The organism is Polaromonas sp. (assembly GCF_030689685.1).
GTDB lineage: Bacteria > Pseudomonadota > Gammaproteobacteria > Burkholderiales > Burkholderiaceae_C > Polaromonas.
The window spans coordinates 1-15,770 of sequence record NZ_JAUYEY010000089.1; the positions used below are offsets into that span (position 1 = coordinate 1).

The window sequence follows — 15,770 nt, forward strand, 5'->3', positions numbered from 1 at the left end:
ATCAAACAAATGGGGTGAAGCTTTCAATCCCCTATCGTGACCGCTTCAGTCGGCGGTTCAGTCCAACATGGTTTATCTGCCGCGGGAGCTGTTCATGGTTTCAATCAGCATTGCAGCGCGGCAGATAAACGCTAATCGTTAGACATCGCACCAATAGGTGACAATAGGCACACATCGAGTTAAACTTCAGCGCATGAAACCCTTTCGCTGGAATCACGATAAAAACGAGGCGTTAAAAATTGATCGGTGCATTTCGTTCGAAGAAATCGTACTGGCAATTGAGGCCGATGGTTTGTTAGATGAATTGCGCCACCCGAACACGGAAAAATATCCAAACCAGTCTGTTTTTGTTGTGGCACTTGATAGTTATGTTTACTTGGTGCCTTACGTTGAAGAACCAGATTACTACTTTCTGAAAACAGTGATCCCAAGTAGAAAGGCAACGAGAGACTATTTGCTAAGGAGTAAACCAAATGAAAAAACTTGATGCGTTTGAGCAAGATATTTTGACCGCTTATGAGAAGGGAGAATTGAAGTCCACGTCTCCTTCAAAAGCCAAGCTGGCTAAATTCAAAGCTGCTGCGTCAGCCACGTTTCTCAAAGAAAAGCGGGTCAATATCCGCCTTTCCACACCCGACTTGATGGATATTCAAGCAAGAGCGCTTGAAGAGGGTTTGCCCTACCAGACGTTGATAGCAAGCGTGCTTCACAAGTTTGTGTCCGGGCGACTTGTGGAATCTTCGTCTAGTCCAACGAATAAGGTTAGATCGCGCAAGCGAAGCGCAGCCGCGATCTGAACCGGTTGTTGGACAAGCCCGGCCCCGAAGCACCGGTTCTCTGAAAATATCTTTTGCGGAAATCCAGGGTCAGGTCTCCCATCTTGCAATCCAAACGCCGAGGAAGAATGAGTTAGGAATGGGAAATGGGAGTTGTCCCGCGCTCGCAGGACTGTCATCTCTCCGACACGCTGCATATGGACAGTCGAGCCATGAACCAACAACCCGTTTTTCGCCCTGCCCGGGAAGCTGACCTGCCCGATGTACTGCGCCTCTACGCCCAGCCAGACATTGATGACGGAGACATTCTTCCACTGGCGGATGCAAAGCGTATCTGGGCGCGCATGGCGAGTTACCCCAATTACAAACTTTATGTAGCGGTGCAGGGCGCACAGGTGGTCGGCACTTTTGCCCTGCTCATCATGGACAACCTGGGCCACCTGGGCGCGCCATCGGCGGTGGTTGAAGACGTGGCGGTGGACCCTGCCATGCAGGGCCATGGAATCGGCAAGGCCATGATGCGCCATGCGATTACGCTGGCCTCCGAAAACGGTTGCTACAAGCTCGCGCTGTCGTCCAACATAAAGCGCGACAAGGCGCATGCGTTTTACGATTCGCTGGACTTCGAGCGCCACGGCCACAGCTTTCGCACCGCAGTTTAGGTCGCTGACGGGGGTCGCCGTCGTTGGAGCAGTTGACAACACCTCTGCGTGTTGGCATCATCTCCAACATGAAGGCAACTCTGATCGCGCGAACGCGGATCGTCTATTCAACTCACTCGTTCGCCGAGTTGGTTCTTTGGCGAGTCCCAAGGCCAGTATCGGGGTCCGCCCACGAGTTCAAATACAGACTGGCCTACGTTGTCCACTCGGTATGCGTCGTGCGCTACGACAACGAAGTCGGAAAAGGTGACCATCGCCATTACGGCGCGTCCGAGACCTCGTACAGGTTCAGCACGTCAGAGCGGTTAATCGTCGATTTTCAGAAAGACACAACGAGGTGGAACGATGAAAACAGTAATTCTTGAGGTTCGCCCGCCGCAGGAGTCCATGGCGAATTTTGGCAAGTCCTGGAAAACCGGGAAGCCGGAACGGTCGGCGCGAATCAGCTTTGCAACGCCGGAATTGCTTTGGCAAGTACTCACAGCGAAGCGCTGGGAACTGCTGAAGGTACTTTGCGGTGCAGGGCCAGTATCCATTCGCGAGGCAGCTCGCCGCGTTGATCGTGACGTGAAGGCCGTTCACTCCGACATCACGACTCTACTGAATACTGGGGTTCTTGATCGCGCCGAGGGTGGCGGCATTGTGTTTCCGTTCGAAGCTGTCAAGGTCGAATTTTTGCTCGAAGCAGCGTAGCGCGTCAGTGCAGACTCAACAAGCAGCCTCTTCGTGGCGCGTGTGGGTGCGGCATCACGTCACACCACGCCGCCCACCTTTATCGCCACAGCCGTAGCCCTTGACCACAATTGCTATTAATTCAGGAGCTCCCCGCGCTGGTTGAATAAGGGCTGGAGGCACATTTGATGCATGAAAGTTTCTTTGATCGCTGCGACAGCGGCGAGCGCGGCATGGATCCCGGATCTAGTCCGGGATGACAGAGCTGTGGTTAGCGCAGGTTTGGTGCACGCTTGATCACGCGGGCGCGTCCGACCGGTGCTGGCGGCGCGGCCACTGCTGGCGTGGATTCCGGCACCAGCAGCAACACATCTTTCACGCCCAGCCCCAGCATGCCAATCGACTCGGCCGCCGCACGGCTCAGGTCAATCACGCGGCCACGGCTGAAGGGGCCGCGGTCGGTGATACGCACATCGACTTCTTTGCCGTTGACCAGGCTGCGCACGCGCACCACCGTACCAAAGGGCAGCGTCTTGTGCGCCGCCGTCAGCGCATGCATGTTGTAGCGCTCGCCGCTGGCGGTGCGCCGGCCATTGAAGCGCGGACCGTACCAGGAGGCTTTGCCCTGCTCGAACTCACGGGCGGCTTCACCGGCCAGCAGCGCTGTGTCATCTGTCGCAACTGCAAGGACAGGCAATGTATCTGGCGGCGCTATCGGTGCGGCGTTTGCTTCGGGGGGTACCTTCGCGGCTGTTGCGGGCACACCCGGAACAGGCGCTGATGCTGTGGGCGGGACGGCCAGCAGGGGCGTGCAGGCTGACAGCAGCGCCAGCAGACTGGCTGTAGCAGCGACCCGGAGAACGGCGTTTCGCAAACTCAAACCTGTTGCAAGCGACGCATGATCTCGGTCGTCGCAGCGGCTTGGTTCATGGTGTAGAAATGAATACCGGGCACCCCCGCCGTTCTAAGCTGGTCGCACAGATCAGTGATCACATCGAGTCCAAAGCTTTTGATCGAGGCCGTGTCGTCGCCAAAACCCTGCAGGCGAAGGCGTATCCAGCGCGGTATCTCGGCGCCGCAGGCATCGGAAAAACGCATCAGCTGGGTAGAACTCGTGATCGGCATGATGCCCGGCACCACCGGTACATCAACACCAAGCTGCAGCGCGTCGTCGACAAAACGGAAGTAGGCGTCCGAGTTGAAAAAATACTGGGTGATGGCCGAGTTGGCGCCGGCTTTGACCTTGGCGGCAAAAGCCTGCAGGTCGGCGTCGGCCGATTTGGCCTGCGGATGAATCTCGGGATAAGCCGCCACTTCGATGTGAAAGGCGTCACCAGTGAACTCGCGAATGAAGCTCACCAGGTCACTGGCGTAATGAAACTCCCCGCCCGCTCCATAACCGCTGGGCAAATCACCGCGCAGCGCCACCAGGCGTTTCACACCCATGGCCTGCAGGGTGGCCAGTTGTTCGCGCACCGTGGCCTTGGTCGCGCCCACGCAGGAAAAATGGCAGGCGGCGGCCACGCCCTCTTTCAGGATTTCACCAACAGTGCCGAAGGTGCCCTCTTGCGTCGAGCCGCCCGCACCAAAGGTGACCGAGCAGAACTCGGGCTGGTGCGCGTACAAGGCCTGGCGCGTGGCGCGCAGCTTGTCAGCACCTTCAGGCGTCTTGGGTGGAAAAAATTCAAAGCTGATTGGAAGATTCATCACCGGTCTCACTTGTTCAGTCGTCTTTGTCGCGGCGTTTGCCGCGCGCCGGGCCGTGCTGGCCGGCGTAGGCTTCTTCAGAGTCCTCGTGTGCCTCATGCATGGCACGCAGCTCGCTGCGCGGCGTGCGTTTGGCGGCTTTGCGTGGTGGCGCCGCCGGCAGGGGCTGGTCTTCACCAGCGTTGTCATGGCCCTTGACGGCATGGATGAAAAACTCGCGGTTGCCGTCGCCACCTTCAATCGGCGAGGGCAACCAGGCTTTCACCGTCATGCCAAGCGCCGTGCAGGCATCGCGCAAGCGTTTTTCCACAAACTCAAAATGACTGGCATCGCGCACAATGCCGCCCTTGCCGATCTGGCCGGGCTGCAGCTCGAACTGGGGCTTGACCAGCATCAGCGCATTGCCGCCGGGTTTGAGCAGCCGTAGCACTGCCGGCAGCACCAGCGTCAGCGAGATAAAGGACAAATCGCCGGTCAGGAAGTCAAAGTTCGCCGCTACCGGCTCGGCGTCTTTCCCGTCAAAATTTTCATCATCAAATTCGGCCTCAGCTCCTGCCGAATGGGCGGGAGCAGCTACCAAATCCATAGCAGTCATCGAACGGGCATTGACCCCTTCGATGCACAGCACACGCGGGTCCGCGCGCAGGCTGGGGTGCAACTGGCCATGGCCCACGTCTACACCCACAACCTGAACCGCGCCCTGCTGCAACAAGCAGTCGGTGAAGCCACCGGTAGACTGGCCGATGTCCAGACAACGCAGCCCCGCCACCTGGATCCCCGTACTTTTGAGCGCGCCTTCAAGCTTGAGCCCGCCGCGCGAGATGTACTTGGCTTCAGTGGTATCGGGAATTTCGATCTCTGCGCCAGCCGGAATCTCGTCGCCGTTTTTTGCGACTTTCTTCCAGGGTGCGCTTTCCTCGGCGCGCCAACGCACGCCAGACGCAATCAGGCGCTGGGCCTGGGAGCGGGTGGCGGCGTGGCCGTGTTCGACGAGGAATAAGTCAGCGCGCATTTAGGCATTTAGCTCCATGGTCTTGCCCCCTCGCCCTTTGGGAGAGGGAGAAATACCGCCGTTCAATAGCGATACGTATCAGCCTTGTACGGGCCTGCTTTGCTGACGCCGATATACGCCGCCTGCTCGTCGCTGAGTTCGCTCAGCATCGCGCCGACTTTCTTCAGGTGCAGACGCGCGACTTTTTCGTCCAGATGTTTCGGCAGCACATACACCTTGCCCACTTCGTAGTCGGCCTGTTTGGTGAACAGCTCGATCTGCGCAATGGTCTGGTTCGCAAAACTGGACGACATGACAAAGCTCGGGTGACCGGTGCCGCAACCGAGGTTAACCAGACGGCCTTTGGCCAACAAAATGATGCGCTTGCCGTCCGGGAAGATCACATGATCAACTTGCGGCTTGATCTCTTCCCAGGTGCATTTTTCGAGTGCAGCAACGTCGATTTCATTGTCGAAGTGGCCGATGTTGCAGACGATGGCCTGGTCTTTCATGGCCGCCATGTGTTCGTAAGTGATCACGTTTTTGTTGCCGGTGGCAGACACAAAAATATCGCACTTGTCGGCAGCGTATTCCATGGTCACAACTTTGTAGCCTTCCATCGCGGCCTGCAGGGCGTTGATGGGGTCGATCTCGGTCACCCAGACCTGGGCCGACAGCGCGCGCAGCGCCTGGGCCGAGCCCTTGCCCACGTCGCCGTAACCGGCCACCAGTGCCACCTTGCCGGCAATCATCACATCGGTGGCGCGCTTGATCGCGTCAACCAGCGATTCGCGGCAGCCGTAGAGGTTGTCGAACTTGGACTTGGTCACCGAGTCATTGACGTTGATGGCGCGCAGGGCCAGCGTGCCCTTGGCCGACATCTCGTTCAAACGCAGCACGCCGGTGGTGGTTTCTTCGGTCACGCCAACGATATTTTTCAGGCGGCGGCTGTACCAGGTCGGGTCTTGTGCGAGTTTGGCCTTGATCGCGTTGAACAGGCAGATTTCTTCTTCGCTGCCGGGCTTGGACAGCAGGGAGGCGTCTTTTTCGGCCTTGGTGCCCAGGTGCATCAACAGCGTTGCATCGCCGCCGTCGTCCAGGATCATGTTCGGGCCTTCTTCGGCCGAGCCTTTGGCGCCGGTGAATTCAAAAATGCGGTGGGTGTAGTCCCAGTAGTCGGCCAGGGTTTCGCCCTTGATGGCAAACACCGGTGTGCCGGCAGCGGCAATCGCGGCGGCGGCGTGGTCTTGTGTGGAGAAGATGTTGCACGATGCCCAGCGCACGTCGGCGCCCAGGGCTTGCAATGTCTCGATCAGCACGCCGGTCTGAATGGTCATGTGCAGCGAACCGGTGATGCGCGCGCCCTTGAGCGGCTGCGCCTTGGCGAATTCTTCGCGAATGGCCATCAGGCCGGGCATCTCGGTCTGGGCAATGTTCAGTTCCTTGCGGCCCCAGGCGGCAAGTGCCAGGTCGGCAATAACGTAATCGGCGGTAGGTTTGAGAATGGCGCTCATTGGGATATCTCCAAAAATCAAAGGTCCAATTCGGCAAAATAGCCACGGCCGCAAGGCGTCAGGTGGGCGGGGAGTGGGTCAACTCACCCGGCTTGAAAGCACATGCGGGTGAGCGTGGTTGCAGATGAAATTCCTGAGCCTAGACCACATGCCGTGGGTTGCAACGCTCCTCAGGAAGCAACTATTGTAGCCAACCCGCGCGCGCAGGGCAAAGGCCCCCGCCGCCGCTGCGGTACTCATGCGAAAATTTCACGATGCAAGAACTGAGCACCTGGCTGGCGACCGAGCGCCGCGCCATCACCGGCGTTTTCACCGACATCGACGACACCTTGACCACCAATGGCGCGATCACACCCGGTGCGCTGCAGGCCCTCAGCGACCTGAAAGCCGCCGGCCTGCATGTGATCGCTATCACCGGCCGCCCGGTGGGCTGGAGCGAGCCATTTGCGCAAAGCTGGCCGGTCGATGCTATCGTGGCCGAAAACGGTTCGGTGGCGCTGATTTTAAGCAAAATCGGGCTTCAGCCCATATCAGACGGACATAGTTTGCTATCAAAAAGATACCAACAAGACAAACTGACGCGGCAGGCTAACCACTTCCGCATGCAGCAGGTCGCGGCCCGCGTCGTGCGCGAAGTACCCGGCGCGGTGATCTCACAGGACAGCCCGGGACGCGAGACCGACATCGCTATCGACCACAGCGAGTTGGTGCATCTGCCGCCTGCCGCCATCGCCCATGCGGTGCAGATCATGCAAAGCGAAGGCATGAACGCGACCGTGAGCTCCATCCACATCAACGGGTGGTTCGGTGCGCACAACAAGCTGGAAGGCGCACGCTGGATCGTGCGTGAATTGTTCGGCCGCGACCTGAAGGCCGAGATGGACCGCTGGGTCTATGTCGGCGACTCCACCAACGACCAGCTAATGTTCGAGGCCTTCCCCCACTCTATAGGTGTGGCCAACATCCGCCGCTTTGAAGCCGAGCTGAGCCACAAACCACGTTACATCACCAAAGGTGAACGCGGGGCCGGTTTTGCCGAAGTAGCGGCGGCCTTGCTGGCCGCGCGCAAAAGTCTGGCCTGAACAGGATTAGCGCGCGGCGACCGACAGCGCCGATGTCCGGGCCGCGCTCAGCACCTTGCCCTCAGCGGTATTACTGACCAGTTCGAGCCGCAGCTTGTAGTCGCCGGACGGCGGGTTGAGCCAGGTTTCTGTCTGGCCACCGGTGAAGTTGAGCACCTCCGGCTTGCGCCCCGCGCGCGCCATAGTCAGGCGGAAATGCCCGGTGTCCGCCCCCTTGGGGCCTTCATGCGACACGTTGAAACCGCTGGCATGGAACTGAACCCGAAACGGGCCCTTGGCGGTTTCACGGTCCGCCGGGCTCAACAGCTCGACGCGGGGCGGGCCCTGCACCGCAGCCGGGCTTACCAACTTGTTCTGTTTGCTGACCGTCACGCTCAAGGGTTTGCTGTAGACAAAGTAAGGGATGTGACCCTGGTCCGCCAGCAACAGGCGAAACTTGTACTGGCCCGGCGGCAGGTTGACGACCATTTCCATCTGGCCCTTGCCAAAATGGATGTACTGGTCGGTGAAAGGCAGAGGCTTCTTGAAGTCCAGCGGCAAGTCCTGGTTCACCAGCAAATGGTGGTGTCCGGCGCGCCCGACCGTCTTGCCCGCCGGCACCAGCCCGCGCATGGACAGGCCAAAACGCGCCACAAAGGGCGCCTCGTAAGTGCCGCCGTCCTGCAGGTTGGTGAAGTAGGTCTCGGCCGCGCGTGGCGAAGGCACCACCCAAGGGTGCGGCAGCGCCTCGACCTCATCCGTTGAAACAGGGGTTGCAGGCACTTGGGCCGAGACCCCGGCGCCGAGGCTCATGAACAGGGCAAAGAAAAGGGAAGGCAGGTACCAAGCAAATCGTGTCATGGGTTGCTCTATGAAAAACGTCAGAAAATACTGAACGGTAATTTTAAGAACAATCAGTTACACCTGGTCACCGGAACACGCAAACCCCTTCACTATTGCGGGTTTTCTCTGATCAACGGGCGAGCACGCTGGCAAGTGCTTTACCGGTGTGCGTCCCCAACTTCACCACCGCTTCCGGCGGCGCCGAGGCCACCACCTGGCCGCCGGCGTTGCCGCCGTCGGGGCCCAGGTCGATGACCCAGTCGGCCTCGGCAATCACGTCCAGGTCATGCTCGATCACCACCACGCTGTGGCCGCCGTTAACCAAGCGGTGCAATACATGAATCAGCTTTTCGACATCGGCCATGTGCAGACCGACCGTCGGCTCGTCCAGCACATACAGCGTGTGCGGGGCTTTCTGGCCGCGGCGCGTGATGTCGTCACGCACTTTCGACAGCTCGGTCACCAGCTTGATGCGCTGCGCCTCGCCGCCCGACAGCGTCGGCGACGGCTGGCCCAGCGTCAGGTAGCCGAGACCGACGTCTTTCAGCAACTGCAATGGGTGGCTGATGGCGGTCATTGCGGCGAAGAATTCGACCGCTTCATCGACCTCCATCTTCAGCACGTCGCCGATGTTTTTGCCGCGCCAGGTGATGGCCTGCGTTTCGGGGTTGAAGCGTGCGCCGTGGCAGGTTTCGCACAGCACTTTCACATCGGGCAAAAAGCTCATGCCGATGGTGCGAACGCCTGCGCCTTCGCAGGTCGGGCAGCGGCCTTCGCCGGTGTTGAAGCTGAAGCGCCCGGCGGCGTAGCCTCGGGCCTTGGCCTCTAGCGTGTCGGCAAACAGTTTGCGGATCGTGTCCCAAAAGCCGATGTAGGTCGCCGGGCAGGAGCGCGGGGTTTTGCCGATGGGGGTTTGATCGACTTCGAGCACGCGATCGACGGCGGCATAGCCTGCGATGCGCTCGCAGCCGGTCCAAGCCGGGTGTTTGCCGGCGGCGTCGGCGTCGCGCCCGGCTTTGGTGCTGCGCTGCATGACAGCGGCTTGCACATTGGTCAGCAGCACATCACGCGCCAGTGTGGACTTGCCCGAGCCGGAGACGCCGGTCACGGCCACCAGCCGGTACAGCGGTACGCTGATGGAGATGTTTTTGAGGTTGTGCAGATCGGCTTTGACAACGCTCAGCCACGAGGTGACCGGATTGACTGCGGCGGGTGCGGCGTTGTGCGTCATGCTGGCAGCGGCAGCCTGGGCTTTCAGGGCTGCGGCTTTTTGGGCGGCTTGTCTGGCCTTGCTGAGAGGTTTGGCAAGCGGGGAGCCCTCACCCCTGCCCTCTCCCAGGGGGAGAGGGGGGAACACAGGGGATGCACTCCCTCGCCCCTTTGGGGAGAGGGCTGGGGTGAGGGGCAACTGCGTATCACGCCTGGCATGCAGCGGATGCACCAGCGGGTTCGCCAGGTAGCGCCCGGTCAGTGAATCAGGCAAGGTGGCCAGATGGGCGGCCGTGCCCTGCCCCACCAGTTGCCCGCCGCGTTTGCCAGCACCCGGGCCAATGTCGATGATGTTGTCGGCACGGCGTATCGTGTCCTCGTCATGTTCGACCACCACCAGCGTGTTGCCGCGTTCACTGAGCTTGCCGAGTGCCCTCAGCAGAATCTGGTTGTCGCGCGGGTGCAGGCCAATCGTCGGCTCGTCCAGCACATAACAGACGCCTTGCAGATTCGAGCCCAGTTGGGCCGCCAGCCGGATGCGCTGCGCCTCACCGCCCGACAGCGTCGGGGCGCCACGGTCCAGGGTCAGGTAGCCCAGGCCGACGTCTTCCAGAAATTCGAGCCGGCTTTTGATCTCGGGAATCAGGTCGCGCGCAATGCCGGCTTCGCGGCCGGACAGCGTCAACTTTTCCACCCAGGCACGAACATCCGTCACCGACAGGGCCGCGATATCGGCAATGCCGACTCCGGCAAATTTCACCGCACGCGCCTGCGCGTTCAGGCGCGTGCCCTGGCAGCCTGGGCAGGCGGCATCTAGCACGTCTTCGACCTCGGGCTCGGTAAAATTTTGCTCGCGGCCCTTGTTGTCGTCGTCACGCACCGAATCGTCAAACACCTTGCGCTGCTCTTTGCTGAGCTTGACACCGGTGCCGACACAGTCGGGGCACCAGCCGTGTTTGCTGTTGTAGCTGAACAGGCGCGGATCAAGCTCTGCATAGGAAGTGGCACACACCGGGCAGGCGCGCTGCGTGGACGAAGCCTGTAGCCTGCCGATCTGTTTGGTCGATGTGCCCGCCATCATCGCGCCGCGCAGGCCGTCCAGCGGCGCCAGCACATGCACCACGCCCTTGCCGTGTTGCAGCGCGGTCGCCAGCGCCTGGCGCAGGGCGGCTTCGTTGGCGGGCGTTACATGGATGTCGGCAATCGGCAGCTCCACCGTGTGTTCCTTGAAGCGGTCGATGCGCGGAAAATTCGTGGTCGGCAAAAACTCGCCGTCGATGCGCAAATGGGTATAGCCGCGCGGCCGCGCCCAGTCGGCCAGCTCGGTGTACACGCCCTTGCGGTTGATGACCAGCGGCGCCAGCAAGCCAATGTGCTGGCCGCGCCAGGCCTTGAGAATCTGCGCGGCAATGCTGTCGGGACTTTGCGGCATCACGGCCGCGCCGTCTTTGGTGCAGTGCTGGATACCCAGCTTGACGTAGAGCAGGCGCAAAAAATGCCAGACCTCGGTGGTGGTGCCGACCGTGGACTTGCGGCCACCACGCGACAGGCGCTGCTCAATGGCTACGGTGGGCGGAATGCCGTACACCGCATCGACCTCGGGCCGGCCCGCCGGCTGCACAATGCTGCGCGCGTAAGCATTGAGCGACTCCAGATAACGCCGCTGGCCTTCGTTGAACAGGATGTCGAAGGCGAGTGTCGATTTGCCCGAGCCCGACACGCCCGTCACCACATTGAATTTGCCGCGCGGAATATCGACCGACAGGCTTTTGAGGTTGTGCTCTTTGGCATTGACGATCTGGATGAAGCCCTCTGCTGTTTTTCCCGCTCCCTCCGGGAGAGGGTTAGGGTGAGGGCTCTTTGCGCCTGGGGCAGCCCCCACCCCCGCCCTCCCCCAAAGGGTGAGGGAGTCTGAAGTCTTTTCTTGCACCGTGTGCCCGCCCATACCAAACATGTGCTCATACTCACGCAGGGCCAGCGCGGTGTGTGATGTGGGGTGTTGGCGCACCGCTTCCGGTGTGCCCTGGGCCACCAGCCAACCACCCGCCTCACCCCCTTCTGGTCCCAGGTCAATCAGCCAGTCGGCGGAGCGGATCACGTCCAGGTTGTGCTCAATGATGATCAACGAGTGGCCCACATCCAGCAGCTTGCGCAGGGCACGCATGAGTTTGGCGATGTCGTCAAAATGCAGGCCGGTGGTGGGTTCGTCAAACAAAAAGAGCGTGCCACGGTTGATGTTTTTCAGCGCCAGCGGCTGGCGGCTGTTGCTGGCGGTTTTGGACGCCCCGGCCAGAAAACCGGCGAGTTTGAGGCGCTGCGCTTCGCCGCCCGACAGCGTGGGCACCGGCTGGCCCAGCTTGACGTACTCCAGCCCGACATCAACGATGGGTTGCAGCGCGCGAATGACTTCACGGTCCTGGGCAAACAACTGGCTGGCTTCGCTGACGGTCAGGTTCAGCACGTCGGCCACATTCATCAAGCGGGCATGCACCGCCCCGATGGCCTTGCGTTCAATCGTCACCTCCAGAATCTCGGGCCGGTAACGCTTGCCATCGCAATCGGGGCAACGCAAATAGACGTCACTGAGAAACTGCATCTCCACATGTTCAAAGCCAGAGCCGCCGCAAGTCGGACAGCGCCCGTCGCCGTTGTTAAAGCTGAACTTGGTCGCGGTGTAGCTGCGCTGCCGGGCCAACGGCGCCTGCGCAAACAACTCGCGTATCGCGTCCCACGCGCCTACATAACTGGCCGGGTTGGAGCGCGCGGTTTTACCAATCGGCGACTGATCGACAAACACCACATCGGTCAAATAGTCGGCGCCCAACAACCGGTCATGCGCGCCCGGGGTTTCCGTGGCCTTGCCAAACTGGCGCAGCAGCGCGGGCGCCAGGATGTCCTGCATCAGCGTCGATTTACCCGAGCCGCTGACACCGGTCACACAGACCAGGCGCTGCAGCGGAAATTCGACCGTCAGGTTCTTCAGGTTGTGGTCGCGCGCGCCCTCCAGAATCAGGCGCGGTGTGTTGTCGCTGACCGGTCGCTTGAAACCCATGCCAACCTGCTTGCGCGAGCCGAGGTAGGCGCCGGTCAGCGTATCGGCATGTTTGAGGTCTTCAGGCGTGCCGTCGAACACAATCTGCCCGCCCTTCTCGCCCGGACCGGGTCCCATGTCTATCATGCGATCCGCCGCCATCATCACGGCCGGGTCGTGCTCGACCACCACCAGCGTGTTGCCGGCGTCGCGCAAGCGGTGCATGGCCTGCGTGATGCGGTTCATGTCGCGCGGGTGCAGGCCGATCGAGGGTTCATCCAGGACGAACAGGGTATTGACCAGCGAAGTGCCCAGCGCTGTGGTGAGGTTGATGCGCTGCACCTCGCCGCCCGACAAGGTTCGGCTTTGCCGGTCCAGCGTCAGATAGCCGATGCCGACATCGCTGAGGTATTTGACGCGGGTGGAGATTTCCTCGTAGAGGAGCTTCAGCGCCTGCTGCTCTCCCTCACCCCTGCCCTCTCCCGCTGGGAGAGGGAGTGAACTGCCCCCTCTCCCTCCGGGAGAGGGTTGGGGTGAGGGCTGGATGCGGTCGAAAAACCTCCGCAACTTGTCAATCGGCAAGCGCATCAAATCATGAATGCACAAACCCGGCATCGCCTCAAGCTGCGCGCGCGTCCAGTCCACACCCACCGGCATGAAACGCTGGCCTGGCGGCAACACCGCATCAGCCGCGTCTTTGGAGCCCAGGCGCCAGAGCAGCGCTTCAAGTTTGAGTCGCGCGCCGCCGCAGGTTTCGCAGGGCGTGTAGCTGCGGTACTTGGACAGCAGCACCCGGATGTGCATCTTGTAGGCCTTGCTCTCCAGATAGGCAAAAAATCGCTTGATGCCGAACCAGTGCTGGTTCCATTTGCCGTTCCAGTTTGGCGAGCCGTTGATGACCCAGGCCTGTTGCTCGGGCATGAGTTTGTACCAGGGCGTGTCGCGCGGGATGCCGGCGGTTTCGGCGTGGCGCATCAAGTCATCCTGCGCTTCCTTCCACGCCGGCGTCTGCAGGGTCTTGATGGCACCGGATCGCAGGGTCAGTTTGTCGTTGGGGATCACCAGGCCGTAATCGACACCGATGACACGGCCAAAACCACGGCAGGTTTCGCAGGCGCCCATGGCCGAGTTGAAGGAAAACAGCGAGGGCGTCGGGTCGGCATAACGCAGGTCGCTGTCAGGACAATGCAGGCCGGTGGAGAAGCGCCACGTCTCCTCGACTGACTTGTCATTGCGGCCCCGGATCAAGTCCGGAGTTTCAGCGCCCGCAATCCTTGGATCCCGGATCGGGTCCGGGAGGACAGGCGAATCAGCATGGGGATCAGACGCTAACTCCGGGGCTGAGGCCATGACATACACATTAAGGCGGCCGCCGCGCTTGAGTGCAAGTTCGATGGCTTCGATCACCCGCGCCTTCTCGGTGGCTTGCACACGGAAGCGGTCGGCGACGACGTCGAGGAGTTTGTGCGGGCCGGCCGGCGTGGCCACGTCGCGTTCGGCATGCACACGCGTAAAACCACTGGCCGACAGCCATTGCGTGACTTCTTCCGCACTGGTGTTGCCGGGCAGCTCCACCGGAAAGGTCATGACTACTCTTGCATCGCTGCCGGCGGTGCGCGCCATCAGCTCCGCGTAAATCGACTCGGGTGTGTCATGGCGCACAGTCTGCGCGGTCTTTTTGTCGCACAACTGCGCAGCGCGTGCATACAGCAGCTTGAGGTGGTCGTTGAGTTCGGTCATGGTGCCCACCGTCGAACGCGAGCTGCGCACCGGATTCGTCTGGTCAATCGCAATCGCCGGCGGCACCCCTTCGACCTTGTCCACCGCCGGTTTGTCCATGCGGTCCAGGAACTGGCGTGCGTAGGCCGAAAAGGTTTCCACGTAACGCCGCTGGCCCTCGGCAAACAGGGTGTCGAACACCAGCGAAGACTTGCCGGAGCCGCTGGGGCCGGTCACAACCGTCATTTCGCCGGTGCGTATGTCCAAGTCGATATTTTTGAGGTTGTGCTGGCGCGCGCCGCGGATGCGGATGATTCCCTGGGACATGGGTGGAGGCTTTCCTGAAGAGGTCAAACATTTTAGACAGCGCAATAGCGCTTGCGACCCGTGGGGTTAAGGCAAATGGCACTTACTTATTTGATCTTTTCCAAATACACGGGCAGTGATGTGGACGGCTCTCACCCTCGCCCTGTGGGAGAGGGACGGGGTGAGGGATTGAGCGTTCCGACTGTCATGAGTTTTGAAACGCCCAATAAGCAGCGCATACCGATAAGCCTGTTATCCGGGCTTGAGACAGGATTCATTTTTGCTGTGACCGACAGACGGGGACGTGGATGAGACCTGAAGTTGTCATTGCGGGCCTGGCCCCTAATCCATGCCGCGCAGGCTCGTGCAGTGGAACATGCTGGCCCGTCCACTGGCGCCATGGTGCTGCATCAGCCTGTCAAAAATAATGTCTTCAATGTGCGCGCCACGTACCAGCGCGAGGCTGAAAAAGCTGTTGCCCACCTGAACTCCATGGGCATCACCCGAATCGGCATTTTTTACGCTGACGACAGCTTTGGCGCCGATGGCGTGGCCGGTGCGCAAAAAGGACTGGCCGCCGCCAAGCTGCAGCCTTCGGTGCTGGAAAAGTTCAGCCGCAGCAAACCTGACTTCGGACCGCTCGCACCCAAGGTGGTGGAGACCAACACGCAGGCGGTCATCATGGTGGCCTCCGGCCAGGCCGTGGTCGATGGCACCAAGGCGCTGCGTCTGGCCGGCTCTGCGGCGCAGGTGGTGACGCTGTCCAATAATGCATCGAGCGGCCTCATCAAGAGCCTGGGCGACAACGCACGCGGCGTGATCGTGACCCAGGTCTTTCCGTATGAGCGCCCATCGCTTACGGCATCGTCAAAGAAGCCCAGGAGTGGGCCAAGGCCAAGGGTGCGGGGACATCAGCCCGGCCATGCTAGGAGTCTGGGCGGCAGAAGGTGCTGGTCGAAGGACTGCGCCGGGCCGGCGTCAAACCGACGCGGGAAAAAATCCAGACCGCGCTGGAAGGCATACGCAAACTCGACATCGGCGGCCTGGAAGTGAACTACTCCACAGAGGACCACACCGAGCTGGACTTCGCCGATCTGTCCATCATCGGGTCAGACGGCAAGTTCCTGCGCTGAGCCGTCGCCTGGGGCAACACTTGGCGCTGCTGGCCGCAGCTCCGGCGCATACACGGCATCGGCGCCGTGCGTCTCGCCGCCCAGGTCAATGTCGCCGCCTGTGCTCAGGATGAACAAGGCCAAGGCCGAAAATGCAATGAATCCCA

At 60.8% G+C, this 15,770-nt stretch carries 13 protein-coding genes, 1 pseudogene and 1 riboswitch; of the genes and pseudogenes, 7 read left to right on the forward strand and 7 right to left on the reverse strand.

The window, feature by feature from the left end:
- The first annotated feature begins 193 nt into the window (after positions 1-193).
- The 5 genes from Q8O29_RS18585 (at position 194) to Q8O29_RS18605 (ending at position 2,131) form a co-directional block, all read left to right on the forward strand.
- Positions 194-487, forward strand: a complete 294-nt coding sequence (locus Q8O29_RS18585; protein ID WP_305565528.1) for a hypothetical protein — start codon at positions 194-196, stop codon at positions 485-487.
- Positions 474-797 carry a hypothetical protein gene (locus Q8O29_RS18590; RefSeq protein ID WP_305565530.1) on the forward strand — a complete coding sequence of 108 codons (324 nt, stop codon included), beginning with the start codon at positions 474-476 and terminating at the stop codon, positions 795-797. Before Q8O29_RS18585 ends, Q8O29_RS18590 begins: the two co-directional genes overlap by 14 nt.
- A 191-nt stretch (positions 798-988) precedes the next feature.
- Positions 989-1,438: a GNAT family N-acetyltransferase gene (locus Q8O29_RS18595; protein ID WP_305565532.1), complete on the forward strand. Its 450-nt coding sequence runs from the start codon at positions 989-991 to the stop codon at positions 1,436-1,438.
- A gap of 68 nt (positions 1,439-1,506) precedes the next feature.
- Positions 1,507-1,803, forward strand: coding sequence for a DUF6516 family protein (locus Q8O29_RS18600; RefSeq protein ID WP_305565534.1), 297 nt, complete (start codon positions 1,507-1,509; stop codon positions 1,801-1,803).
- Positions 1,784-2,131, forward strand: coding sequence for a DNA-binding protein (locus Q8O29_RS18605; protein WP_305565535.1), 348 nt, complete (start codon positions 1,784-1,786; stop codon positions 2,129-2,131). Before Q8O29_RS18600 ends, Q8O29_RS18605 begins: the two co-directional genes overlap by 20 nt.
- 250 nt (positions 2,132-2,381) lie before the next feature.
- On the opposite strand, the gene Q8O29_RS18610 is transcribed toward Q8O29_RS18605, so the two are convergent.
- The 4 genes from Q8O29_RS18610 to ahcY all read right to left on the reverse strand — a co-directional run bounded on the left by Q8O29_RS18610 (position 2,382) and on the right by ahcY (position 6,322).
- Entirely contained in the window at positions 2,382-2,990 is a 609-nt protein-coding gene (locus Q8O29_RS18610; protein WP_305565537.1) for a septal ring lytic transglycosylase RlpA family protein, read from the reverse strand.
- Positions 2,987-3,817, reverse strand: coding sequence for a methylenetetrahydrofolate reductase [NAD(P)H] (gene metF / locus Q8O29_RS18615; protein WP_305565539.1), 831 nt, complete (start codon positions 3,815-3,817; stop codon positions 2,987-2,989). The genes Q8O29_RS18610 and metF overlap by 4 nt, the downstream gene beginning before the upstream one ends.
- A 16-nt stretch (positions 3,818-3,833) precedes the next feature.
- Positions 3,834-4,829, reverse strand: coding sequence for a TlyA family RNA methyltransferase (locus Q8O29_RS18620; protein WP_305565541.1), 996 nt, complete (start codon positions 4,827-4,829; stop codon positions 3,834-3,836).
- 62 nt (positions 4,830-4,891) lie between these two features.
- Entirely contained in the window at positions 4,892-6,322 is a 1,431-nt protein-coding gene (ahcY, locus tag Q8O29_RS18625) for an adenosylhomocysteinase (protein WP_305565543.1), read from the reverse strand.
- Between the two features lie 103 nt (positions 6,323-6,425).
- Positions 6,426-6,500, reverse strand: a riboswitch (S-adenosyl-L-homocysteine riboswitch).
- 76 nt (positions 6,501-6,576) lie between these two features.
- Here ahcY and Q8O29_RS18630 point away from each other — a divergent pair.
- Positions 6,577-7,404, forward strand: a complete 828-nt coding sequence (locus tag Q8O29_RS18630; RefSeq protein WP_305565545.1) for an HAD-IIB family hydrolase — start codon at positions 6,577-6,579, stop codon at positions 7,402-7,404.
- A gap of 6 nt (positions 7,405-7,410) precedes the next feature.
- Here the strand turns inward: Q8O29_RS18630 and Q8O29_RS18635 are convergent, their stop codons facing one another.
- Both Q8O29_RS18635 and uvrA read right to left on the reverse strand, forming a co-directional pair.
- Entirely contained in the window at positions 7,411-8,244 is an 834-nt protein-coding gene (locus Q8O29_RS18635; RefSeq protein ID WP_305565547.1) for a DUF4399 domain-containing protein, read from the reverse strand.
- Positions 8,245-8,356: 112 nt separating this feature from the next.
- Complete coding sequence (gene uvrA / locus Q8O29_RS18640) at positions 8,357-14,512, reverse strand: excinuclease ABC subunit UvrA (RefSeq protein WP_305565549.1); 6,156 nt, start codon at positions 14,510-14,512, stop codon at positions 8,357-8,359.
- A gap of 360 nt (positions 14,513-14,872) precedes the next feature.
- Here uvrA and Q8O29_RS18645 point away from each other — a divergent pair.
- Positions 14,873-15,624, forward strand: a pseudogene (locus Q8O29_RS18645) (ABC transporter substrate-binding protein); the annotation flags it as partial.
- Here the strand turns inward: Q8O29_RS18645 and Q8O29_RS18650 are convergent.
- Entirely contained in the window at positions 15,601-15,747 is a 147-nt protein-coding gene (locus Q8O29_RS18650; RefSeq protein ID WP_371134280.1) for a hypothetical protein, read from the reverse strand. The pseudogene Q8O29_RS18645 and the gene Q8O29_RS18650 overlap by 24 nt on opposite strands.
- Between the last annotated feature and the right edge of the window lie 23 nt (positions 15,748-15,770).

Bases quoted from the DNA above. Each gene is read 5' to 3' on its own strand.
- Q8O29_RS18585 (WP_305565528.1), top strand. From the start codon at position 194: ATGAAACCCTTTCGCTGGAATCACGATAAAAACGAGGCGTTAAAAATT.
- Q8O29_RS18590 (WP_305565530.1), top strand. From the start codon at position 474: ATGAAAAAACTTGATGCGTTTGAGCAAGATATTTTGACCGCTTATGAG.
- Q8O29_RS18595 (WP_305565532.1), top strand. From the start codon at position 989: ATGAACCAACAACCCGTTTTTCGCCCTGCCCGGGAAGCTGACCTGCCC.
- Q8O29_RS18600 (WP_305565534.1), top strand. From the start codon at position 1,507: ATGAAGGCAACTCTGATCGCGCGAACGCGGATCGTCTATTCAACTCAC.
- Q8O29_RS18605 (WP_305565535.1), top strand. From the start codon at position 1,784: ATGAAAACAGTAATTCTTGAGGTTCGCCCGCCGCAGGAGTCCATGGCG.
- metF (WP_305565539.1), bottom strand. From the start codon at position 3,817: ATGAATCTTCCAATCAGCTTTGAATTTTTTCCACCCAAGACGCCTGAA.
- Q8O29_RS18620 (WP_305565541.1), bottom strand. From the start codon at position 4,829: ATGCGCGCTGACTTATTCCTCGTCGAACACGGCCACGCCGCCACCCGC.
- ahcY (WP_305565543.1), bottom strand. From the start codon at position 6,322: ATGAGCGCCATTCTCAAACCTACCGCCGATTACGTTATTGCCGACCTG.
- Q8O29_RS18630 (WP_305565545.1), top strand. From the start codon at position 6,577: ATGCAAGAACTGAGCACCTGGCTGGCGACCGAGCGCCGCGCCATCACC.
- Q8O29_RS18635 (WP_305565547.1), bottom strand. From the start codon at position 8,244: ATGACACGATTTGCTTGGTACCTGCCTTCCCTTTTCTTTGCCCTGTTC.
- uvrA (WP_305565549.1), bottom strand. From the start codon at position 14,512: ATGTCCCAGGGAATCATCCGCATCCGCGGCGCGCGCCAGCACAACCTC.